The following is a 19,155-nucleotide window of genomic DNA, read 5'->3' as shown; positions in this document are numbered from 1 at the left end:
GAGATCGCCGGCGGGACGCGTCACTTCGAGTAGAGCTCGACGATGAGCTGCTCGGTGACCGGGGTGTCGATCTGCGCGCGCTCCGGGCGCTGGTGCACCAGGATGCGCAGGTTCGAGGGCACGACCTGGAGCCAAGCCGGCACCGGGCGCTCGCCCAGCGTCTCCTTGGCGATCAGGAACGGCGTGGTGCCGGCAGCCTTCGGCTTGACGTCGATGATGTCCCACTTCGAAACCTGGAAGCTGGGGACGTTCACCTTCTTGCCGTTGACCAGGAAGTGACCGTGGCTGACGAGCTGACGCGCCATCCGGCGGGTGCGGGCCAGACCGGCGCGGTACACGACGTTGTCCAGCCGGCACTCCAGCAGCTGCAGCAGGTTCTCACCCGTCTTGCCGGGGCGGCGGTTGGCTTCCTCGTAGTACGCGCGGAACTGACGCTCGAGCACGCCGTAGGTGTACCGGGCCTTCTGCTTCTCCTGGAGCTGCAGCAGGTACTCGGTTTCCTTGATGCGCGCGCGACCGTGCTGCCCCGGCGGGTACGGGCGACGCTCGAATGCCTGGTCTCCGCCGACAAGGTCAACCTTGAGACGACGGGACTTGCGGGTCGCGGGACCGGTGTAACGAGCCATTGGTGATCCTTACTCCTTTCCCGCGGCTCAGACCCGACGACGCTTCGGCGGGCGGCAGCCGTTGTGCGGCTGCGGGGTCACGTCCTGGATGGTGCCCACCTCGAGGCCTGCGGCCTGCAGCGAGCGGATCGCCGTCTCCCGGCCCGAGCCCGGACCCTTGACGAAGACGTCGACCTTCTTCATGCCGTGCTCCGCGGCCTTGCGGGCCGCGTTCTCGGCGGCCATCTGCGCGGCGAACGGGGTGGACTTGCGGGAGCCCTTGAACCCGACGTGGCCGGCGGAGGCCCAGCTGATCACCGCACCGGTGGGGTCGGTGATCGAAACGATCGTGTTGTTGAACGTGCTCTTGATGTGAGCCTGCCCGTGGGCAACGTTCTTCTTCTCCTTGCGCCGCACCTTCTTGACGGCGCCAGCGCGAGCCTTGGGTGGCATAGCTTCAGCTTTCTCCTAGCGAGGCTTACTTCTTCCCGGCCTTCTTCTTGCCGGCGACCGTCTTCTTCGGCCCCTTGCGGGTACGCGCGTTGGTCTTCGTCCGCTGCCCGTTCAGGGGCAGGTGACGACGGTGGCGCACACCCTCGTAGCAACCGATCTCGATCTTCCGGCGGATGTCGGCCTGGACCTCGCGGCGGAGGTCACCCTCGACCCGGTAGTTCTCCTCGATGAAGTCGCGCAGCTTGGTCAGCTGCTCGTCGTCGAGGTCACGCGGCTTCGCGTCGGCGGAGACGCCGGTGCCGGAGAGGATCTCCTTGGCCCGGGTCTTGCCGATCCCGAAGATGTAGGTAAGCGCGATCTCCATGCGCTTCTCGCGCGGGAGGTCGACGCCAACGAGCCGTGCCATGTCGGCTCCTTCTCCTTAGATCGGTCCAGGTCTGCTCCCACGCCGCCCCCGCACGTGACGTGCGGAGCCCCGGCCTGGTCCGGAGGTCAGCCGGCTCATCTCTCGAGCCGACAGGTCGTGGGAGTTCTTCTCGATGTCGTCTGCGACCGAAGTGGTCTGCGCTCAGCCCTGACGCTGCTTGTGACGGGCGTTGTCGCAGATCACCAGGACCCGTCCGTGACGACGGATGACCTGGCACTTGTCACAGATCTTCTTCACACTCGGCTGGACCTTCACGGTCGTGCTCTCCTGTTGGACGCGTGTCCGGGTCGCCCCGGACACCGTGGAGGTCACTTGTAGCGGTAGACGATGCGCCCACGGGAGAGGTCGTACGGCGAGAGCTCCACCACAACCCGGTCCTCCGGGAGGATTCGGATGTAGTGCTGGCGCATCTTGCCACTGATGTGCGCGAGGACCTTGTGGCCGTTCTCCAACTCGACACGGAACATCGCGTTGGGAAGCGGCTCGATCACCCGACCCTCGACCTCAATGGCCCCGTCTTTCTTGCCCATGTCCTCCGCGTTTCGTGACGGTGACGGTTTGTGGGGCTAACAACCCCTGCCACGGGCACCGGAGGCCCCGGAACCCATGACCGACACACGCGGGGTCCGATTCGAAATACCGATGAACCACCCGATCCGGATACTCTGAGAACCAGAGTCGCGCGGACGGACACTCCGGGCACAACGAACCGGCGCCACTTGTGCGCCGATAGTCCATCGTACGCGCAGCCGAATGAGCACCACACATCGGGGCTGCTCACAGCGCATCCGACGCCATCGGCGGCTTGCGCGGTTCTTCTCCGGCTCACTAGTTTCGATCGCATACTCGACACCCTCGACACCGGCGTCGGGGCGCGGCCACCCCGGAAGACCCGAGGAGCAGCGTGACAGCCCATCAGCAGCGCACCGGTATGCCGTTGACCGGCAAGTTCGCCGAGTACCGCACCTTCTTCACCACCGCGGTGCGCAACCCGCGCATGGTCGGCGCGGCCACCCCCACCTCCTCCGCGGTCGCCGCGACCGTCGCCCAGGTAGTGCCCAGCACCGGCAACCCCGTGGTCGTCGAGCTCGGCCCCGGCACCGGATCGCTGTCCGACGGCATCCACGCGCGGCTGCCCGCCGGGGCCCGCCACCTGGGCATCGAGCTGGGTGCCGACCTGGTCGCCCACCTGCGCGACAACAAGCCGTGGCTGGAGGTCGTGCACGGCGACGCGGGCGAGCTCAAGGCGGTGCTCGCCGACCGCGGCATCGACCGGGTGGACGCGGTCATCAGCAGCATCCCCTGGTCGCTGCTCGACGACCCCGTCCAGGGCCACATACTCGACCAGGTCACGCAGGCCCTCGCGCCGCACGGGGCGTTCACCGCCCTGACCTACCTGCCCGCCGAGCGGACCCGCAACGCGCGGCGGTTCCGGGAGCGGCTGCACGAGTCCTTCGACGAGGTCCTCACCCACACCACGTGGCGAAACTTCCCGCCGATCCTGCACTACCTGTGCCGGCGGCCCCTGGCCTGAGGTTCCCGACCCCGACGAGCGGGTACTTCCAGGCAAAAGCCCGGGATCGGTCGATGTCGGAGCCCGATTGCGGACCGGTTACGGTCGGGCGGCATCTCAACCCGGGGAGGGGCAGGAGAACCGTGAACAAGTCACGCGAATACCTGACGTTCGTGGGCCGCGCCGTGCAGAACCCGTCCAAGGTGGGCGCGGTGCTGCCGACGTCGGAGCACGTGGCCCGCGCGGTCGCCGACGTCGTGCCCAGCAACCGCCCCAGCACGGTGCTGGAGCTCGGCCCGGGCACCGGGGCGCTCAGCGGGCCGATCCGGGACCGCATCGCGCCCGGGTCCCGGCATCTGGCGGTGGAGATCGACCCGGCGCTGGTGCGCTACCTCAACCGCACCAAGCCGTGGCTGGAGGTGATCCACGGGGACGCTTCCGACCTGCGCAAACTCCTCGCCGACGCGGGCGTGGACGGGGTCGACGCGGTGATCAGCTCGATCCCGTGGACGCTGCTGCCGGGCGACAAGCAGCGCGAGCTGCTGCACGAGACCGCCTCCGTCATGTCGCCGGACGCCGTGTTCACCACGGTCACCTACCTGACGACGCTGTGGCGCGCGCAGACCAAGGAGTTCGTCGGCGCCCTCGACGAGACGTTCGACGAGGTGTTCCCGCGCAGCGCCGTCTGGCGCAACATCCCCCCGGCCCGCGTCTACGCCTGCCGACGACCCAAGGCCTGACCCCTCACCCCTCGGGTGGGGAAGTTTTCATGAAAACTGCCCCACTCCCCACGAACCCCAAGTTCCTCACCCGACTCGGGGAGTCCGGTTTCCGTCGGAAACCTCCCTGGTCAGGAGGGACGGACGTGTCCTGGGGATATTCGTGTGGTTGGGGGGAGGGAAGTTTTCATGAGAACTTCCCGTGGTGCGGGGAAGCGCAGTTCTCATGAAAACTTCGCTCCGTCAGGAGTCCTCGGGGGCGGTCAGCACCCACGGGCCCTCATCGGTGATGGCGACCGTGTGCTCCCAGTGAGCGGCGCGGGAGCCGTCCTCGGTGACGACGGTCCAGGCGTCGTCGAGCTCCTCGGTCTCCGCGGTGCCGCCGGTGAGCATCGGCTCGACCGCCAGGCACATGCCCACGCGCAGCTTCGGTCCGCGGCCGGGCTTGCCGAGGTTCGGCAGGAACGGCTCCATGTGCATCTGGGTGCCGATGCCGTGGCCGCCGTACTCGGCGATGATGCCGTACTCGCGGCCGTCGGCCTTCGCCGCGGCGAGCGCGGCGGTCTCCACGGCGTGCGAGATGTCGGTGAGCCGGTTGCCCGCGCGCACCTTCTCGATGCCCGCCCACATCGACGCCTCGGTCGCGGCCGACAGCGCCCGGTCGGCGTCGCTGATCTCGCCGATGGCCAGCGTGACGGCGGAGTCGCCGTGCCAGCCGTCGAGGATCGCGCCGCAGTCGACGGACAGGATGTCGCCCTCGGAGAGGGTCTCGCGCACCGACGGGATGCCGTGCACGACCTTCTCGTTCAGCGAAGCGCAGATCGAGGCCGGGAAGCCGTGGTAGCCCTTGAACGAGGGCACCGCGCCCGCGTCGCGGATGACCTGCTCGGCCACGGCGTCGAGCTCGCCGGTGCTGGCGCCCGGCACGGCCTTCTCCCGGACCGCGGCCAGCGCACGCGCGACGACCAGACCGGCGGCGCGCATCGCCTCGATCTCACCGCGCGACTTGAGCTCGATGCCCTTCCCCCGACGCAACAAGGCACTCACCTTCGAAGTATGTCCAGACGGTGCCGGGTCGCGCCCGGCGGGATGCAAGAAGAAGCTGGTGGAAATGCGACGGCCGGCCACCCGAGGTGACCGGCCGCGCCAACGTTCACTGGTGGCTGCGCAGCGCTTCCAACGCGCGGCCGGTGATCTCCTCGATCGAGCCCAGGGCGTCGATCTTGATGACCTTGTCCTTGTAGTAGCCCAGGATCGGCTCGGTCTCCTCGTGGTACACCGCGAGGCGACGCCGGATGACGTCCTCGGTGTCGTCGGAGCGGCCGCGCGCCAGCATGCGCTTGACCAGCTCCTCCTCCGGGACGTCGAACTGCACGACCGCGGTCAGCTGCAGGTCCTTCTCACCGAGGATGCCGGTGAGCACCTCCGCCTGCGCGGTGTTGCGCGGGTAGCCGTCGAGCAGGAACCCCCGGGCCGCGTCCTCGTCGCCGAGGCGGTCGCGCACCATCTCGTTGGTGACCTCGTCCGGCACCAGTTCACCGGCGTCCATGTAGCTCTTGGCCTTCTGGCCGAGCGGCGTGGAGTTGCCGATGTTCGCGCGGAACAGATCTCCGGTGGAGATGTGCGGCACACCGAGCTTCTCGCTGAGCACAGCCGCCTGGGTACCCTTACCGGCACCGGGCGGGCCGACGAGAACCAATCGCACCAAGGGTCTGCCTCCGAATCCTCACCATCGCGCGCCAACTGCTGACGAGCTGCGCCGCGCCGCCCCGGACCGACGGCGCCGCGATCCCAACCACCCTACGCATGGACGGCGGGCGTGCGAACACGCCCATGCGGAAGTGAGCGCAAGGGCACGCACGCAGGTCCGGGCGTGTGTGGCACACGCCCGGACGCTCCAGCCTACCGGAGGAAGCCCTCGTACTTGCGCTGCGTGAGCTGGCTCTCGATCTGCTTCACGGTGTCGAGGCCCACGTTGACCATGATCAGAACCGCGGTGCCGCCGAACGGGAAGTTCTGGTTCTGGCCCTGACCACCGGTCAAGCCCAGGAAGAACATCGGCAGGATCGCCACGATGCCCAGGTACAGCGCACCGGGCAGGGTGATGCGGGAGAGCACGAAGCTCAGGTACTCCGCCGTCGGGCGCCCCGGGCGGATGCCGGGGATGAACCCGCCGAACTTCTTCATGTCGTCCGCCCGCTCCTCCGGGTTGAACGTGATCGACACGTAGAAGTAGGCGAAGAAGATGATCAGGAGCATGTACAGCAGGATGTGCACCCAGCTGGACGGGTCGACGATGTAGGTCTGCAGGAAGCGCGCCCACCAGCTGTCCTGGTTGCCGGCCAGCTGACCGATCAGCTGCGGCAGGTACAGCAGCGACGAACCGAAGATGACCGGGATGACACCCGCCTGGTTGACCTTCAGCGGCAGGTAGGTCGACGTCCCGCCGTACATCCGGCGGCCGATCATGCGCTTGGCGTACTGCACCGGGATGCGGCGCTGAGCCTGCTCGATGAAGACCACCGTGGCGATGATCGCGACCGCGAACAGGCAGATCATCGCGAACACCAGCGGACCGTGCGAGGTCAGGATGTTGCCGCCCTCGGCCGGGATGCGCGAAGCGATCGAGACGAAGATCAGCAGCGACATGCCGTTGCCGATGCCGCGCTCGGTGATCAGCTCGCCCATCCACATCAGGATGGCGGCACCCGCGGTCATGACGACCACGATCGTGATCAGGTTCAGCACGGAGTCGTCCGGGATCGGCGAGACCGAGCAGCCCTGGAACAGCTGCCCGCGCACCGCGAGCGCGACGATGCCGGTGCCCTGCAGGATCGCCAGCGCGATCGTCAGGTACCGGGTGTACTGGGTGAGCTTGGCCTGGCCGGACTGGCCTTCCTTCTTCAGCTGCTCGAAGCGCGGGATGACCACCTGCAGCAGCTGGATGATGATGCTCGCCGTGATGTAGGGCATGATGCCCAGCGACAGCACCGACAGCTGCAGCAGCGCGCCGCCGCTGAAGAGGGTGAGCAGTGAGTACACGCTCTGGGCGCCGCTGCCCTGAATCTGCTCGATGCACTGCTGGATGTTGGGGTACGACACACCGGGCGACGGGATCGTCGCGCCGAGGCGGTACAGCACCACCATTCCCAGCGTGAACAGGATCTTGCGGCGCAGGTCCGGCGTTGCCAGAGCCGAGCGGAAGGCGCCGAGCACGCGAACCTCCTGTACGCGAGCCGGTCGGAACCGGCCGGAAAACAAGCGGCCGGCTTCGCCAGCCGGCACGGCGGGAAACTCCATGGACAAGGGCCGTGGTCACCCACGGCACTACCGCGCGACTTTAGCAGGCCGCGAGGTGGATACGGACAGCGACCGAACCCTCACGACGATCAACGTTTCGCAACATCGCCGCCCAACAGCGGCAACCGCGCCCGGTTCGGCGCGGTTGCCGTTATTCACAGGGTGACCTGCGGTGTTCCGGGGCGGGGGAAGTTCCCGCGAGAACGTCCCCCGCCTCGGATCAACCGCAGTGGGCGGCCTTCTCGTCGTCGGTCATCGGGCGTGTCGACTGCGTGACCGTGCCTCCCTGGTCGTCGGCCGGACCGCTGGCCTCGAAGTCGTTGACGTACCAGATGTAGTGGTCGTAGAACTTGTCCTCGAAGTGCAGCTCGTAAGTGCCCTTGGCCTTCTGCATCTTCGACCCGTGGTAGACCTGCCCGACCTCACCGGGACGCACCGTGACGAAGGTCGTCTGCGACTCGGTGTGCTCGGAACGCCACTCGTGACCGTACGTGGCCTTGAAGGTCACCTTGAACACCTCGCCGAAGCTGGTGCTCATCGACAGACCGACGCTGTTGCTCTCCGCGGTGCTGTCGGACCAGGCGACGCTCATCATCTGCTCCTTGTCGGTGCAGTTGAAGACCGGAGCGCCCACCTCCTCCGAGGTGTTCTGGTAGTACTCCACCTCGCCCTCCGGGTGGAACACGCAGCTGTCGGTGCCGTTGTCGCACTTCTCCAGCAGCTCCCGGACCGTGGGCTCGTCCGCCGCCGCGGCCGGCGGGGCCAGCAGCAGCGCCGCCCCGATCACCGACGCGCAGCTCATCGCGATGCGCTTGTTCATCGAGTTCCTCTCGATCGGCTCCCCGTTCCAACCTCACGCCCCGAGATGACCGGAATACGGCCGTAATCGGATGACGGATTGCGGCCGTGTTCCGGTCGTCCCGTGCGGGGCGGACGGTCACGGGCAGGCGTTGACCTCGTCCTCGGTCATGTCGCGGGTGTGCTGGCTGACGGCCGACGAGGAGTCCTCGGCGGGCCCGGTCGCCTCGAAGTCGTTGACATACCAGATGTAGTGGTCGTGGAACTTGTCCTCGAAGTGCAGCTCGTAGGTGCCGCGGACCTTCTGCATCTGCGCCGCCCGCTCGACCCAGCCGACCTGGTGCGAGCTCGTGTCCACGAACGTCGACTGCGATTCGGTGTGCGACTCCTCCCAGGTGTGCTGGAAGGTCTGCTCGTAGCTGACCGCGAAGACCTTCCCGAAACCCGCCTCGGTGGTCATCGACAGCCCGACGCTGTTGCTCTGCGACGTGGTGTCCGACCAGGTCACGTTGTGCCGCTGGTCGTCCGGCGTGCAGTTGTAGACCGGGTCGCCGACCTGCTTGGCGTCGGCGGTGAAGTACTCCGGCTCACCTGCCGGGTGGAACACGCAGCTGTCGGTGCCGTTGTCGCACTTCTCCAGCAGCTCGCGCACCGTCGGGTCCTCGGCGGCGTGCACCCCGCGGGCGTTGATCACGCCGGCGTCCTCCGCGGTGGCGGTAGCGGTTGCGGGGGTGACCAGCGCGCCGAGCACGCTCGCCGAGGCCACCAGGGTGCGGATCGTTCGTGCCTGCATGGCGGAATCCCCTCAGCTCAGACCGACGGACTGGGTGCGGTCGTTCATCATCGAACCGACGTCGGGCGTGTTCTCGTCGAACGGCCCGTCGCGCTCACCGCCGAGGTCCGGCTCGGGGTACAGCCAGATCCAGCACCCGCCCCACGGCTGGACCGACGAGACCGTGTTCTTCCAGTCGTCGGGCAGGTTGATCTGGAAGTTGACGACGCCGTCCTTCTCGCACATGTCGGAGCCGTAGACGGTGAAGCTGCCGCCGCCGTAGTTCGGGTCGGCGAACAAGGTCGCCTGGATGACGTCGCCGCGCGCGTCCCGCGACTGCGCGGTGGCCTCGGCCAGCGTCGCGAAGCACCGGGTCTCGCCGGTGCTGAAGTGGTAGCTGCAGTGCGGCGGGGCCGCCTGGCCGTCCGCCTGCGCCACCGCCGCTCCCGGGACGACCGCGGCCAACACCGCGACGATCATCAGAACGGCACGCCGTCCCACCTGTCGTGGTCGCATCGCCGTCGCTCCTCCCTCGATTGATCAAGCGCCGTCCGGTCGGAACGGCGCCGATCAAGCTAGGGAGTCCTGTGATGGCGGCAACACCCACGAAAAGGAGCCGTGGCAGCCCACTTTCGCTTGAAACTCATCGGCGCAGCCGCTTGGACCGGCCGGGTGCCCCGGAACTCGCGCATCTCGGGGCCGCGGAACTCGCGATCCGGCTAAGTGAACTGCCCAGGGTGATGTGCCGGGTGCGCAGCGTATCCCGACTGGGAACCAGTGGGAATCAGCGGAAAGGAGGGGGATGAACGGGAAAAGAAAAGACCCGCCACCCCGTGGGGTGGCGGGTCTTCCCGTGAGCTGGATCAGCGCTCGATCTTGGTGACCGAACCGCCGGCGGCGGTGATCTTCTCCTGAGCGCTGCCGGTGAAGGCGTGAGCGGTGACGTCCAGCTTGACGCCCTCCAGGTCCCCGTCGCCGAGGATCTTCACCAGTTCGTTCTTCTTGACCAGGCCCTTGGCGACGAGCTCGTCGAAACCGACGGTGCCGCCCTCAGGGAACGCCTGGGCCAGCTTGCCGAGGTTCACACCCTGGTACTCGGTGCGGAAGCGGTTCTTGAAGCCCTTGAGCTTCGGGAGCCGCATGTGGATCGGCATCTGCCCACCCTCGAAACGAGGGGAGACGGTCTTGCGGGCCTTCGTGCCCTTGGTACCGCGACCGGCGGTCTTGCCCTTGGAGGCCTCACCGCGGCCGACGCGGATCTTGTCGCGCTTGGCACCGGGGGCCGGACGCAGGTCGTGCAGTTTGATGACCATGTCAGTCGACCTCCTCGACCGTCACCAGGTGACGGACGGCGTTGACCATGCCGCGCACGTTCGAGTCATCCGGGCGCACCACGGACTGACGGATCTTGCGCAGACCGAGGCTGCGCATGGTGTCGCGCTGGTTCTGCTTGGTGCCGACCAGCCCGCGCACCTGAGTGATCTTGAGCTGAGCCATGACGATCAGACCCCCTGCCCGGCAGCGCGTGCCCGCATGATGAACGCCGGAGCGACATCTTCCAGCGGCAGGCCGCGACGAGCCGCGACCTCCTCCGGACGCTGCAGCTGCTTCAGGGCGTCCACCGTGGCGTGCACGATGTTGATCGGGTTGTCCGAGCCCAGCGACTTGCTCAGCACGTCGTGGATGCCGGCGCACTCCAGCACCGCGCGCACCGGGCCACCGGCGATGACACCGGTACCGGCGCTCGCCGGACGCAGCAGCACGACGCCCGCGGCGTCCTCGCCCTGCACCGGGTGGGTGATGGTGCCGCCCAGGCGCGGGACGCGGAAGAAGTTCTTCTTCGCCTCCTCGACGCCCTTGGCGATGGCCGCGGGAACTTCCTTGGCCTTGCCGTAGCCGACGCCGACCACGCCGTCACCGTCGCCGACGACGACGAGAGCGGTGAAGCTGAAGCGCCGACCACCCTTGACGACCTTCGCGACGCGGTTGATGGTCACGACACGTTCGAACTGCGGGGTCTTCTCTTGGGCCGCCCCGCCACGGCCGCCGTCGCGGCGGTCCCGGCGGTCCTTGCCGCCGGACTCCCCGCCTTCACGCCGAGTGCGTCCAGGCATCAGGCGTCCCTTCCAGTCTCGTTCTTACGCACTTGTCAGAACTCCAGTCCGCCGTCACGGGCGGCGTCGGCCAGAGCGGCGACGCGACCGTGGTAGGCGTTGCCGCCGCGGTCGAACACGACCTTCTCGACACCGGCGTCCTTGGCCCGGGCGGCGACGAGCTCGCCGACCTTGGTGGCCACGGCCTTCTTGTCACCCTCGAAGCCGCGGAGCTCGGACTCCAGGCTCGTGGCCGAGGCCACGGTGAAGCCCTTGGTGTCGTCGATGACCTGCGCGGTGATGTTGCGCAGCGACCGGGTGACGACCAGACGCGGGCGCTCGGCGGTGCCCAGGATCTTCTTCCGGAGGCGCGTGTGACGCTTGGCGCGGGAGAGCCGACGCTTGGTCGAGATGTCCTTGCCAACCGGCTTGCGCTTGGTAGCTGTCTCGCTCATGGTCACTTACCCGTCTTTCCGACCTTGCGGCGGATGGTCTCACCCGCGTACCGGACACCCTTGCCCTTGTACGGGTCGGGCTTGCGCAGCTTGCGGATACGAGCCGCGATCTCGCCGACCAGCTGCTTGTCGATACCCTTGACCGAAAGCTTGGTCGGGCCGTCGACCGCGAACTGGATGCCGTCCGGCGGCTCGATCACGATGGGGTGGCTGTAGCCGAGGGAGAACTCGAGGTTCGATCCCTTCAGCAGCACGCGGTAACCGACGCCCTGGATCTCCAGATCCTTCTGGTATCCCTGGCTGACGCCGATCACCATGTTGTTGACGAGGGTCCGGGTCAGCCCGTGCAGGGACCGGCTCTCCCGCTCGTCGTCCGGGCGCTTGACCAGCACCGCGCCGTCCTCGTCCTTCTCGACGACGATCGGCTCGCGGACCTGGTGGGCAAGCTCGCCCTTGGGGCCCTTCACGGTCACCGCCTGGCCGTCGATGTTCACCTCGACGCCGGAGGGGACGGTGATCGGCAGCTTTCCGATGCGCGACATGGCCGCTCCTCCTCCCTTACCAGACGTAGGCGAGGACTTCCCCGCCCACGCCCTTCTTCATGGCCTGCCGGTCGGTCACGAGACCGCCGGAGGTCGAGATGATGGCGACGCCCAGACCACCGAGAACCTTGGGCAGGTTCGTGGACTTGGCGTAGACCCGCAGACCGGGCTTGGAGACCCGGCGCAGGCCCGCGATGCTCCGCTCGCGGTTCGGGCCGTACTTCAGCTCGACGACGAGGTTCTTGTGGGTGTCCCCGTCCTCGACGCGGGAGCCGGCGACGTAGCCCTCCCGCTTGAGGATCTCGGCGATGTTCGCCTTCAGCTTGGAGTGCGGCATCACGACCTCGTCGTGGTATGCCGAGTTTCCGTTGCGCAGACGCGTCAGCATGTCTGCGATCGGATCGGTCATCGTCATGACCTGCTCAACCTTTCTCGTCTGGTTCCGATGAGCCCGGACCGGTCACGCCCTGCGGGCGGACGTCTCGGCTCTGGCCTGGACGAAGTCGGGGCCTCCCGCCACGGTGACGGAGCCCTTTTTGCAGTCGTGCACGAGCACGGCTCGCGTGCGGAGCGTGGGCATCAGCCCTGGTAGCGCCTGCTTCAGGGTAAAGGCCGCCGATTCGCACCGGACAACCGGGACCCTGAAGCAGGCGTCACGTCACCAGGAGGACTTGCTCACGCCGGGCAGCTCGCCCGCGTGCGCCATCTCGCGGAAGCAGACGCGGCACAGACCGAACTTGCGGAAGACCGAACGCGGACGTCCGCACTTCTGGCAGCGGGTGTAACCGCGAACCTTGAACTTCGGCTTCTGGGCCGCCTTGTGAACCAGCGCCTTCTTCGCCATCGCTCAGTTCTCCTTGAACGGGAAGCCCAGGTGCTTCAGCAGCGCCCGGCCCTCTTCATCGTTGGTGGCAGTGGTAACGACGGTGATGTCCATGCCTCGCGGACGGTCGATCGAGTCGGGGTCGATCTCGTGGAACATCGACTGCTCGTTGAGGCCGAACGTGTAGTTGCCCCTGCCGTCGAACTGCTTCGGCGAAAGACCGCGGAAGTCACGGATGCGCGGCAGCGCGATGGTGACCAGGCGGTCCAGGAACTCCCACATGCGGTCGCCGCGCAGGGTCACCCGCGCGCCGATCGGCTGGCCCTCGCGCAGCTTGAACTGCGCGATGGACTTGCGGGCCCGACGAACCTCGGGCTTCTGGCCGGTGATGGCGGTGAGGTCGCGGACCGCGCCCTCGATCAGCTTGCTGTCCCGCGCGGCGTCGCCAACACCCATGTTGACCACGACCTTGACCGCGCCCGGCACCTGCATGGCGTTGGCGTAGTTGAACTCCTCGTTCAACGCCGAGCGGATCTCTTCGCGGTACCGGGTCTTGAGCCGGGGGACGATCTTCTCAGCAGTGGTCATGATCAGATGTCCTTACCGTTGCTGCGCGCGACGCGGACCTTCTTGCCGTCCTCGTCGACGCGGTGTCCGACGCGGGTGGGCTTGCCGTCCGAGTCCACGACCATCACGTTGCTCACGTGGATCGGGGCTTCCTGGGTCACGATGCCGCCGGACTGCGCACCGCGCTCGGTCCGGGAGACCTTGGTGTGCTTCTTGATCCGGTTGACACCCTCGACCAGGACCCGCTGCTCCGCCGGCATGGCCTGGATGACCTTGCCCTTGGCACCCTTGTCCTTACCGGAGATGACGACGACCGTGTCGCCCTTCTTGATCTTCATGATCACAACACCTCCGGCGCGAGCGAGATGATCTTCATGAACTTCTTGTCGCGCAGCTCTCGGGCCACCGGCCCGAAGATGCGGGTACCCCGCGGCTCGCCACCCGGCTTCACCAGGACGGCGGCGTTCTCGTCGAACCGGATGTAGGAACCATCCGCGCGACGCTTTTCCTTCTTCTGGCGGACGATGACGGCCTTGACCACATCGCCCTTCTTGACTCCGGCACCCGGGATGGCTTCCTTGACGGTCGCCACGATGATGTCCCCGAGGCCCGCGTAGCGCCGGCCCGACCCACCGAGGACACGGATCGTGAGGATCTCCTTGGCCCCGGTGTTGTCGGCGACGCGAAGTCGCGACTCCTGCTGGATCACGTCTGACTCCTGACCCTAAGTGCCCGGACCTTGTGCCCGGACACACTCTGGCGTGCCAAATTCCCGACCTGACACGCGCGGTCAACTTCCACAAGCGAAACGGCCGGTCGCTGATCTTGCCGACGACCGGCCGGTTCACCGTGTCGTTTTGAGAACCGCCTGCGCAGCGTGACCACCGGCGGGTTCTCAGACGTCTTCTCGTGAGGACGGCTCGGACGTGGTGCATTGGCATGCATGATGTCCGAGATCCCGCAGCGAGAAGGCGTCCGAGGTTCCGCTACCTGACCCATTGCGCAGGACGACCCAAAACTCTGTTGATTACTTGGCCTTCTCGACGACCTCGACCAGTCGCCAGCGCTTGCTGGCCGACAGCGGCCGGGTCTCCATCAGCAGCACCCGGTCACCGACGCCGGCCGAGTTGGCCTCGTCGTGCGCCTTGACCTTGGTGGTCTGACGCATGACCTTGCCGTAGAGGGCGTGCTTCTTGCGGTCTTCCAGGGAGACCACGATCGTCTTGTCCATCTTGTCCGAGACGACGTAGCCCTCGCGCACCTTCCGGCTGTTGCGCTCCACGCCCTGTCCTTTCTCACTCATGCCGCGCCCTCCTCAGCGCCTTCGGGGTTAACCGTCAGGCCCAGTTCGCGCTCGCGCATGATGGTGTAGATCCGGGCGATGTCCTGGCGGACGACGCGCAGCCGCCGGTTGTTCTGCAGCTGACCCGTGGCCATCTGGAACCGGAGGTTGAACAGCTCTTCCTTCGATTCCTTCAGCCGCTGCACGAGCTCCTCGTTGTTCAGCTCGCGGAGCTCGGATGCGGTGACACCCGCTGCCATCAGAAGTCACCACCCTCGCGGGACACGATCTTGCACTTCATCGGGAGCTTGTGCGCCGCACGAGTCAGCGCCTCGACCGCCGTCTTCTCGTTCGGGAAGGTCAGCTCGAACATGATGCGTCCGGGCTTGACGTTGGCGACCCAGGACTCCGGCGAACCCTTACCGGAACCCTGACGGGTTTCGGCCGGCTTCTTGGTCAGCGGGCGGTCCGGGAAGATGTTGATCCACACCTTGCCGCCACGCTTGACGTGCCGGGTGATGGCGATACGGGCCGACTCGATCTGACGGTTGGTCACGTAGCCGTGCTCGATCGCCTGAATGCCGTACTCGCCGAAACTGATCCGGGTGCCACCCTTGGCGAAGCCCTTACGCTTCGGCGCGTGGCTCTTGCGCCACTTCACCCTGCGTGGGACGAGCACGTCTCAGCCCTCCGTCTTCTCTTCAGCCGGCGCGGCCTGCTGCTCGCCCTCCGGGGCCTTGGCCTCGGTCTTGGCGGACTTGTCAGCACCACCGCGCTCACCGCGGTCGCCACCGCGGCGACGGCCACCGCGGTCACCGCGGCCACCACGCTCGTTGCGGTCGTTGCCGCCGCCGCGCGGCGGACGAACCTCGGACTCCTGCTGCTTCTGCTTCAGGCCACCGACCAGCTCACCCTTGTAGATCCACACCTTGACGCCGATGCGCCCGAAGGTGGTGCGGGCCTCGAAGAAGCCGTAGTCGATGTCCGCGCGCAGCGTGTGCAGCGGAACGCGACCCTCGCGGTAGAACTCCGAGCGCGACATCTCCGCGCCGCCCAGGCGGCCGCCGCACTGCACCCGGATGCCCTTGACCTGCGAGGAGCGCATGGCCGACTGAATGGCCTTGCGCATCGCACGACGGAAGGACACGCGGTTGGACAGCTGCTCGGCCACACCCTGTGCGACGAGCTGGGCGTCCGCCTCGGGGTTCTTGACCTCGAGGATGTTGAGCTGGACCTGCTTGCCGGTCAGCTTCTCCAGCGAACCGCGGATGCGGTCCGCCTCGGCACCGCGACGGCCGATGACGATGCCCGGCCGGGCGGTGTGGATGTCCACGCGGACGCGCTCACGGGTGCGCTCGATCTCCACCTTCGAGATGCCGGCGCGCTCCATGCCGCGGGACAGCTGCTTGCGAATCTTGACGTCTTCCGCGACGTACTCCGAGTACTGCTTGTCGGCGTACCAGCGAGACTTCCAGTCCGTGGTGATGCCGAGTCGGAAGCCGTGCGGGTTGATCTTCTGACCCACTACCGGGCACTCCCCTTCTGGCTCTTTCGGGACTTGGTCGCCGCCGGCCGAGATTCGACCTCGACCGTGATGTGGCTGGTCCGCTTCCGGATCCGGTACGCGCGACCCTGCGCGCGCGGCCGGAACCGCTTCAACGTCGGACCCTCGTCCACGTACGCGTGGCGCACGACCAGCGTGTCGGGGTCGAGGGAAAGGTTGTTCTCCGCGTTGGCGATCGCACTGGCGAGCACCTTCGACACCGGACCGCTGGCGGTCTGCGGCGCGAACTGAAGCACGGCCAGGGCATCGCTGGCGCTCCGGCCCTTGATGAGCTCGACCACGCGGCGCGCCTTCATCGGCGACACGCGGACGAACCGGGCCCGCGCCACTGCGTGCGGGGCTTCCGCCGCAGTGGAGTCGGAACGGGCTGTCATCCTGCTACCCCTTGCTCTTACTCGTTCGTGTCACAGACCCGCTCAGCGGCGGCGCGACTTCCGGTCATCCTTGACGTGGCCCTTGAAGGTGCGGGTCGGGGCGAATTCGCCCAGCTTGTGCCCCACCATCGCCTCGGTGACGAACACCGGGACGTGCTTGCGACCGTCGTGCACCGCGAAGGTGTGGCCGAGCATGTCCGGGATGATCGTCGACCGGCGGGACCAGGTCTTGATCACGGTCTTCTTGCCGGACTCGTTCAGCGCGTCCACCTTCTTGAGCAGGTGGTCGTCCACGAACGGGCCCTTCTTCAGGCTGCGTGGCATGTTTGCTTACCTCCCTGCTCAGCGCTTCTTGCCGGTACGGCGGCGGCGGACGATGAGCTTGTCACTCGGCTTGCGGAGACGGGTACGACCCTCCGGCTTGCCGTTCGGGTTGACCGGGTGGCGACCACCGGAGGTCTTGCCCTCACCACCACCGTGCGGGTGGTCCACCGGGTTCATGACGACACCGCGGACGGTCGGGCGCTTGCCCTTCCACCGCATGCGGCCGGCCTTGCCCCAGTTGATGTTGGCGTGCTCCGAGTTGCCGACCTCGCCGACGGTGGCGCGGCAGCGCGCGTCCACGTTGCGGATCTCGCCCGAAGGCATCCGCAGCTGGGCGTACGGGCCGTCCTTGGCCACCAGCTGCACCCGGGCACCGGCCGAACGAGCGATCTTCGCGCCCTGACCGGGGCGGAGCTCGATCGCGTGGATCACGGTACCGGTGGGGATGTTGCGCAGCGGGAGGTTGTTACCCGGCTTGATGTCGGCCCGAGCGCCGCTCTCGATGGCGTCGCCCTGCTTCACACCGTTCGGCGCGATGATGTACCGCTTCTCGCCGTCGGCGTAGTGCAGGAGAGCGATCCGAGCGCTGCGGTTCGGGTCGTACTCGATGTGCGCGACCTTGGCCGGCACACCGTCCTTGTCGTTGCGGCGGAAGTCGATCAGGCGGTAGGCCCGCTTGTGACCGCCACCCTTGTGCCGCGTGGTGATCTTGCCCTGAGCGTTGCGGCCCGCCTTGCGGTTCAGCGGGACGATCAGCGACTTCTCCGGCTCCGTCCGGGTGATCTCGGCGAAGTCGGACACGCTCGAGCCACGACGGCCAGGCGTCGTCGGCTTGTACTTGCGAATGCCCATTTCTAAAGAAACCTCGTCCTAATCAGCACCGTCAGGCGGCCGGACCGCCGAAGATCTCGATCGCCTTGCTCTCCGGCGTCAGGGTGACGATCGCCCGCTTGGTGTCCTTGCGCTTGCCGAACCCGGTGCGGGTGCGCTTGCGCTTGCCGTTGCGGTTGATCGTGTTGACGCTGGCGACCTTGACGTCGAAGATCTGCTCGATGGCGATCTTGATTTCGGTCTTGTTCGAGCGCGGGTCCACCAAGAAGGTGTACTGCGACTGCTCCAGCAGCCCGTAGCTCTTCTCGGAGATCACCGGCTTCAGGATGATGTCCCGGGGGTCGGCGCTCACTGCTCAGCCTCCTCAGCGGAAGAAGCGGCGGCCTTGACCGACCGGCCCTTGGCCGGGCCCGCGACGAAGCGGTCGTAGGCGGCCTTGGTGAACACCACGTCGTCGCTGTTGAGCACGTCGTAGGTGTTCAGCTGACCCGGGTCGATCAGGTGCACGTTCTCAAGGTTCCGCAGGCTCAGCCACGAGTTCTGCTCCTCGTGGCGGTCGAGCACGACCAGAACCTTCTTGGCCTCGGTCCAGTTCCGCAGCGCGGTCTTGGCCGACTTGGTGGACGGCTGCTCGCCGCCGACCACGCCGGTGACCACGTGCAGCTGGCCGGCGCGAACCCGGTCGGAGAGGGCACCGCGCAGGGCGGCGACCTTCATCTTCTTCGGGGTCCGCTGGGTGTAGTCCCGCGGCTGCGGGCCGTGGACGGTGCCACCACCGGCGAACTGGGGGGCGCGGATGGAGCCCTGACGGGCGTTACCGGTGCCCTTCTGCCGGTACGGCTTCTTGCCGCCGCCGGAGACCTGACCGCGGGTCTTGGTGGCGTGCGTGCCCTGGCGAGCCGCGGCCATCTGAGCCACGACCACCTGGTGCATCAGCGCCACGTTGGCCTGCGCGTCGAAAATCTCGGCCGGCAGCTCGACGGTGCCGTCGGTCTTGCCGTCCGGGGTACGGACGTCGAGCGTCAAGCTCATCACGCACCACCCTTCGCGGGGCTCTTCACCAGCACCAGGCCGCCCTTGGGGCCGGGCACGGCGCCCTTGATCAGCAGCAGGCCGTTGTCGCCCTCGACCTTGTGCACCTTCAGGTTCTGCGTGGTGACGCGGTTGGAACCCATCCGCCCCGCCATGCGCATGCCCTTGAAGACGCGACCGGGGGTCGCGCAACCGCCGATGGAACCCGGCTTGCGGTGCACGGCCTGAGCACCGTGGCTCATCGGCTGACGGTGGAAGCCGTGCCGCTTGATCGTGCCCGCGAAGCCCTTGCCCTTGCTGGTGCCGACCACGTCGACCACCGCGCCGGCCTCGAAGAGGTCCGCGCTGATCTCCTGGCCGAGCTCGTACTCGCCGGCGTCCGCGGTGCGCAGCTCCACGACGTGGCGGCGCGGGGTGACACCGGCCTTGGTGAAGTGGCCGCTGCGCGGCTTGTTCACCCGGCGGGGGTCGATGGCGCCGAACGCCAGCTGCACGGCCGAGTAGCCGTCCTTCTCGGGGGTCCGGATCTGGGTGATCACGTTCGGCCCGGCCTGCACGACGGTCACCGGGATGACCCGGTTGTTGTCGTCGAAGACCTGGGTCATGCCGAGCTTCGTGCCCAGAATCCCCTTGATCTGCCTGTCAGACATTGGTCTCGTTCTCTCCGCTACCTCGTCGCCG

At 67.3% G+C, this 19,155-nt stretch carries 33 protein-coding genes; 2 read left to right on the top strand and 31 right to left on the bottom strand.

Features of this window, described 5'->3' with window-relative positions; genetic code table 11:
- Positions 1-20 precede the first annotated feature (20 nt).
- From rpsD to infA, 5 genes are all read right to left on the bottom strand, one after another.
- Positions 21-626, bottom strand: a complete 606-nt coding sequence (gene rpsD / locus REH65_RS19945; RefSeq protein WP_281455371.1) for a 30S ribosomal protein S4 — start codon at positions 624-626, stop codon at positions 21-23.
- Between the two features lie 27 nt (positions 627-653).
- Positions 654-1,058, bottom strand: a complete 405-nt coding sequence (gene rpsK / locus REH65_RS19940) for a 30S ribosomal protein S11 (protein WP_093414154.1) — start codon at positions 1,056-1,058, stop codon at positions 654-656.
- Between the two features lie 25 nt (positions 1,059-1,083).
- Complete coding sequence (gene rpsM, locus REH65_RS19935; RefSeq protein WP_093414155.1) at positions 1,084-1,464, bottom strand: 30S ribosomal protein S13; 381 nt, start codon at positions 1,462-1,464, stop codon at positions 1,084-1,086.
- Between the two features lie 162 nt (positions 1,465-1,626).
- Positions 1,627-1,740 (bottom strand): 50S ribosomal protein L36, encoded by a 114-nt coding sequence (rpmJ, locus tag REH65_RS19930; protein ID WP_093414693.1) that lies wholly within the window; start codon positions 1,738-1,740, stop codon positions 1,627-1,629.
- Between the two features lie 53 nt (positions 1,741-1,793).
- Entirely contained in the window at positions 1,794-2,015 is a 222-nt protein-coding gene (gene infA, locus REH65_RS19925) for a translation initiation factor IF-1 (RefSeq protein WP_009948665.1), read from the bottom strand.
- A 401-nt stretch (positions 2,016-2,416) separates the two neighbouring features.
- Here infA and REH65_RS19920 point away from each other — a divergent pair, with 401 nt between their 5' ends.
- Both REH65_RS19920 and REH65_RS19915 read left to right on the top strand, forming a co-directional pair.
- Entirely contained in the window at positions 2,417-3,019 is a 603-nt protein-coding gene (locus tag REH65_RS19920) for a methyltransferase domain-containing protein (RefSeq protein WP_281455472.1), read from the top strand.
- A 122-nt stretch (positions 3,020-3,141) separates the two neighbouring features.
- Positions 3,142-3,738 carry a class I SAM-dependent methyltransferase gene (locus REH65_RS19915; RefSeq protein WP_281455372.1) on the top strand — a complete coding sequence of 199 codons (597 nt, stop codon included), beginning with the start codon at positions 3,142-3,144 and terminating at the stop codon, positions 3,736-3,738.
- A 222-nt stretch (positions 3,739-3,960) separates the two neighbouring features.
- Here the strand turns inward: REH65_RS19915 and map are convergent, their stop codons facing one another.
- From map to rplC, 26 genes are all read right to left on the bottom strand, one after another.
- Positions 3,961-4,755 (bottom strand): type I methionyl aminopeptidase, encoded by a 795-nt coding sequence (map, locus tag REH65_RS19910; RefSeq protein WP_406693200.1) that lies wholly within the window; start codon positions 4,753-4,755, stop codon positions 3,961-3,963.
- Positions 4,756-4,870: 115 nt separating this feature from the next.
- Positions 4,871-5,425, bottom strand: coding sequence for an adenylate kinase (locus REH65_RS19905; protein WP_281455373.1), 555 nt, complete (start codon positions 5,423-5,425; stop codon positions 4,871-4,873).
- Between the two features lie 194 nt (positions 5,426-5,619).
- Positions 5,620-6,933 (bottom strand): preprotein translocase subunit SecY, encoded by a 1,314-nt coding sequence (gene secY, locus REH65_RS19900; RefSeq protein ID WP_281455374.1) that lies wholly within the window; start codon positions 6,931-6,933, stop codon positions 5,620-5,622.
- Between the two features lie 304 nt (positions 6,934-7,237).
- On the bottom strand, positions 7,238-7,837 hold the full coding sequence (locus tag REH65_RS19895; protein WP_406688628.1) for a hypothetical protein: 600 nt from the start codon (positions 7,835-7,837) through the stop codon (positions 7,238-7,240).
- A 117-nt stretch (positions 7,838-7,954) separates the two neighbouring features.
- The gene (locus tag REH65_RS19890; protein ID WP_281455376.1) at positions 7,955-8,608 is read right to left on the bottom strand and encodes a hypothetical protein; all 654 of its coding nucleotides are present in this window, start codon (positions 8,606-8,608) and stop codon (positions 7,955-7,957) included.
- A gap of 12 nt (positions 8,609-8,620) precedes the next feature.
- On the bottom strand, positions 8,621-9,103 hold the full coding sequence (locus REH65_RS19885; protein ID WP_406688627.1) for a hypothetical protein: 483 nt from the start codon (positions 9,101-9,103) through the stop codon (positions 8,621-8,623).
- Positions 9,104-9,450: 347 nt separating this feature from the next.
- Positions 9,451-9,900 carry a 50S ribosomal protein L15 gene (rplO, locus tag REH65_RS19880; protein WP_281455378.1) on the bottom strand — a complete coding sequence of 150 codons (450 nt, stop codon included), beginning with the start codon at positions 9,898-9,900 and terminating at the stop codon, positions 9,451-9,453.
- A 1-nt stretch (position 9,901) separates the two neighbouring features.
- Positions 9,902-10,084, bottom strand: coding sequence for a 50S ribosomal protein L30 (gene rpmD / locus REH65_RS19875; RefSeq protein WP_093414171.1), 183 nt, complete (start codon positions 10,082-10,084; stop codon positions 9,902-9,904).
- Between the two features lie 5 nt (positions 10,085-10,089).
- The gene (gene rpsE, locus REH65_RS19870; protein WP_281455379.1) at positions 10,090-10,701 is read right to left on the bottom strand and encodes a 30S ribosomal protein S5; all 612 of its coding nucleotides are present in this window, start codon (positions 10,699-10,701) and stop codon (positions 10,090-10,092) included.
- Between the two features lie 35 nt (positions 10,702-10,736).
- Positions 10,737-11,135: a 50S ribosomal protein L18 gene (rplR, locus tag REH65_RS19865; protein WP_281455380.1), complete on the bottom strand. Its 399-nt coding sequence runs from the start codon at positions 11,133-11,135 to the stop codon at positions 10,737-10,739.
- Between the two features lie 2 nt (positions 11,136-11,137).
- A complete protein-coding gene (rplF, locus tag REH65_RS19860; RefSeq protein ID WP_281455381.1) occupies positions 11,138-11,677 on the bottom strand; it encodes a 50S ribosomal protein L6 in 540 nt (179 codons plus the stop codon).
- A gap of 16 nt (positions 11,678-11,693) precedes the next feature.
- Positions 11,694-12,092, bottom strand: a complete 399-nt coding sequence (gene rpsH, locus REH65_RS19855) for a 30S ribosomal protein S8 (protein WP_093414178.1) — start codon at positions 12,090-12,092, stop codon at positions 11,694-11,696.
- 243 nt (positions 12,093-12,335) lie between these two features.
- Positions 12,336-12,521 (bottom strand): type Z 30S ribosomal protein S14, encoded by a 186-nt coding sequence (locus REH65_RS19850; RefSeq protein WP_093414180.1) that lies wholly within the window; start codon positions 12,519-12,521, stop codon positions 12,336-12,338.
- Positions 12,522-12,524: 3 nt separating this feature from the next.
- Entirely contained in the window at positions 12,525-13,088 is a 564-nt protein-coding gene (rplE, locus tag REH65_RS19845) for a 50S ribosomal protein L5 (RefSeq protein WP_281455382.1), read from the bottom strand.
- A gap of 2 nt (positions 13,089-13,090) precedes the next feature.
- Positions 13,091-13,405 carry a 50S ribosomal protein L24 gene (rplX, locus tag REH65_RS19840; RefSeq protein ID WP_093414697.1) on the bottom strand — a complete coding sequence of 105 codons (315 nt, stop codon included), beginning with the start codon at positions 13,403-13,405 and terminating at the stop codon, positions 13,091-13,093.
- A gap of 2 nt (positions 13,406-13,407) precedes the next feature.
- Entirely contained in the window at positions 13,408-13,776 is a 369-nt protein-coding gene (gene rplN, locus REH65_RS19835; RefSeq protein ID WP_010315405.1) for a 50S ribosomal protein L14, read from the bottom strand.
- A gap of 318 nt (positions 13,777-14,094) precedes the next feature.
- Positions 14,095-14,370: a 30S ribosomal protein S17 gene (rpsQ, locus tag REH65_RS19830; protein WP_132624370.1), complete on the bottom strand. Its 276-nt coding sequence runs from the start codon at positions 14,368-14,370 to the stop codon at positions 14,095-14,097.
- A complete protein-coding gene (gene rpmC, locus REH65_RS19825) occupies positions 14,367-14,609 on the bottom strand; it encodes a 50S ribosomal protein L29 (RefSeq protein ID WP_093414185.1) in 243 nt (80 codons plus the stop codon). The genes rpsQ and rpmC overlap by 4 nt, the downstream gene beginning before the upstream one ends.
- Positions 14,609-15,028, bottom strand: a complete 420-nt coding sequence (rplP, locus tag REH65_RS19820) for a 50S ribosomal protein L16 (RefSeq protein ID WP_132624366.1) — start codon at positions 15,026-15,028, stop codon at positions 14,609-14,611. Before rplP ends, rpmC begins: the two co-directional genes overlap by 1 nt.
- Before the next feature lie 3 nt (positions 15,029-15,031).
- Positions 15,032-15,874, bottom strand: coding sequence for a 30S ribosomal protein S3 (gene rpsC / locus REH65_RS19815; protein WP_406688626.1), 843 nt, complete (start codon positions 15,872-15,874; stop codon positions 15,032-15,034).
- The gene (gene rplV, locus REH65_RS19810; protein WP_281455384.1) at positions 15,874-16,287 is read right to left on the bottom strand and encodes a 50S ribosomal protein L22; all 414 of its coding nucleotides are present in this window, start codon (positions 16,285-16,287) and stop codon (positions 15,874-15,876) included. Before rplV ends, rpsC begins: the two co-directional genes overlap by 1 nt.
- A gap of 42 nt (positions 16,288-16,329) precedes the next feature.
- On the bottom strand, positions 16,330-16,611 hold the full coding sequence (rpsS, locus tag REH65_RS19805) for a 30S ribosomal protein S19 (protein WP_093414191.1): 282 nt from the start codon (positions 16,609-16,611) through the stop codon (positions 16,330-16,332).
- Positions 16,612-16,629: 18 nt separating this feature from the next.
- Positions 16,630-17,463: a 50S ribosomal protein L2 gene (gene rplB / locus REH65_RS19800; protein ID WP_093414192.1), complete on the bottom strand. Its 834-nt coding sequence runs from the start codon at positions 17,461-17,463 to the stop codon at positions 16,630-16,632.
- A gap of 31 nt (positions 17,464-17,494) precedes the next feature.
- Complete coding sequence (rplW, locus tag REH65_RS19795) at positions 17,495-17,794, bottom strand: 50S ribosomal protein L23 (protein WP_093414194.1); 300 nt, start codon at positions 17,792-17,794, stop codon at positions 17,495-17,497.
- Positions 17,791-18,474, bottom strand: a complete 684-nt coding sequence (gene rplD / locus REH65_RS19790; RefSeq protein WP_281455385.1) for a 50S ribosomal protein L4 — start codon at positions 18,472-18,474, stop codon at positions 17,791-17,793. Before rplD ends, rplW begins: the two co-directional genes overlap by 4 nt.
- Positions 18,474-19,124, bottom strand: a complete 651-nt coding sequence (gene rplC / locus REH65_RS19785) for a 50S ribosomal protein L3 (RefSeq protein ID WP_281455386.1) — start codon at positions 19,122-19,124, stop codon at positions 18,474-18,476. The genes rplD and rplC overlap by 1 nt, the downstream gene beginning before the upstream one ends.
- Between the last annotated feature and the right edge of the window lie 31 nt (positions 19,125-19,155).

The sequence above is a fragment of the Saccharopolyspora sp. ID03-671 genome (assembly GCF_045278815.1).
Lineage (GTDB): Bacteria > Actinomycetota > Actinomycetes > Mycobacteriales > Pseudonocardiaceae > Saccharopolyspora > Saccharopolyspora ipomoeae.
The sequence above is the reverse complement of the archived record's forward strand: the minus strand, read 5'-3'. Positions and strand labels throughout refer to the sequence as shown.

What these genes read in the sequence shown, in the direction of transcription:
- rplC (WP_281455386.1), bottom strand. Translation starts at nt 19,124, where the DNA reads ATGTCTGACAGGCAGATCAAGGGGATTCTGGGCACGAAGCTCGGCATG.
- rplO (WP_281455378.1), bottom strand. Translation starts at nt 9,900, where the DNA reads ATGGTCATCAAACTGCACGACCTGCGTCCGGCCCCCGGTGCCAAGCGC.
- rplE (WP_281455382.1), bottom strand. Translation starts at nt 13,088, where the DNA reads ATGACCACTGCTGAGAAGATCGTCCCCCGGCTCAAGACCCGGTACCGC.
- rpmD (WP_093414171.1), bottom strand. Translation starts at nt 10,084, where the DNA reads ATGGCTCAGCTCAAGATCACTCAGGTGCGCGGGCTGGTCGGCACCAAG.
- REH65_RS19890 (WP_281455376.1), bottom strand. Translation starts at nt 8,608, where the DNA reads ATGCAGGCACGAACGATCCGCACCCTGGTGGCCTCGGCGAGCGTGCTC.
- rpmC (WP_093414185.1), bottom strand. Translation starts at nt 14,609, where the DNA reads ATGGCAGCGGGTGTCACCGCATCCGAGCTCCGCGAGCTGAACAACGAG.
- rpsK (WP_093414154.1), bottom strand. Translation starts at nt 1,058, where the DNA reads ATGCCACCCAAGGCTCGCGCTGGCGCCGTCAAGAAGGTGCGGCGCAAG.
- rpsD (WP_281455371.1), bottom strand. Translation starts at nt 626, where the DNA reads ATGGCTCGTTACACCGGTCCCGCGACCCGCAAGTCCCGTCGTCTCAAG.
- rplD (WP_281455385.1), bottom strand. Translation starts at nt 18,474, where the DNA reads ATGAGCTTGACGCTCGACGTCCGTACCCCGGACGGCAAGACCGACGGC.
- rplX (WP_093414697.1), bottom strand. Translation starts at nt 13,405, where the DNA reads ATGAAGATCAAGAAGGGCGACACGGTCGTCGTCATCTCCGGTAAGGAC.
- REH65_RS19885 (WP_406688627.1), bottom strand. Translation starts at nt 9,103, where the DNA reads ATGCGACCACGACAGGTGGGACGGCGTGCCGTTCTGATGATCGTCGCG.
- rplB (WP_093414192.1), bottom strand. Translation starts at nt 17,463, where the DNA reads ATGGGCATTCGCAAGTACAAGCCGACGACGCCTGGCCGTCGTGGCTCG.
- rpsH (WP_093414178.1), bottom strand. Translation starts at nt 12,092, where the DNA reads ATGACGATGACCGATCCGATCGCAGACATGCTGACGCGTCTGCGCAAC.
- rpsE (WP_281455379.1), bottom strand. Translation starts at nt 10,701, where the DNA reads ATGCCTGGACGCACTCGGCGTGAAGGCGGGGAGTCCGGCGGCAAGGAC.
- REH65_RS19895 (WP_406688628.1), bottom strand. Translation starts at nt 7,837, where the DNA reads ATGAACAAGCGCATCGCGATGAGCTGCGCGTCGGTGATCGGGGCGGCG.
- REH65_RS19850 (WP_093414180.1), bottom strand. Translation starts at nt 12,521, where the DNA reads ATGGCGAAGAAGGCGCTGGTTCACAAGGCGGCCCAGAAGCCGAAGTTC.
- REH65_RS19920 (WP_281455472.1), top strand. Translation starts at nt 2,417, where the DNA reads ATGCCGTTGACCGGCAAGTTCGCCGAGTACCGCACCTTCTTCACCACC.
- rpsQ (WP_132624370.1), bottom strand. Translation starts at nt 14,370, where the DNA reads ATGAGTGAGAAAGGACAGGGCGTGGAGCGCAACAGCCGGAAGGTGCGC.
- rplR (WP_281455380.1), bottom strand. Translation starts at nt 11,135, where the DNA reads ATGAGCGAGACAGCTACCAAGCGCAAGCCGGTTGGCAAGGACATCTCG.
- rpsS (WP_093414191.1), bottom strand. Translation starts at nt 16,611, where the DNA reads ATGCCACGCAGCCTGAAGAAGGGCCCGTTCGTGGACGACCACCTGCTC.
- infA (WP_009948665.1), bottom strand. Translation starts at nt 2,015, where the DNA reads ATGGGCAAGAAAGACGGGGCCATTGAGGTCGAGGGTCGGGTGATCGAG.
- rplF (WP_281455381.1), bottom strand. Translation starts at nt 11,677, where the DNA reads ATGTCGCGCATCGGAAAGCTGCCGATCACCGTCCCCTCCGGCGTCGAG.
- rplV (WP_281455384.1), bottom strand. Translation starts at nt 16,287, where the DNA reads ATGACAGCCCGTTCCGACTCCACTGCGGCGGAAGCCCCGCACGCAGTG.
- rpsM (WP_093414155.1), bottom strand. Translation starts at nt 1,464, where the DNA reads ATGGCACGGCTCGTTGGCGTCGACCTCCCGCGCGAGAAGCGCATGGAG.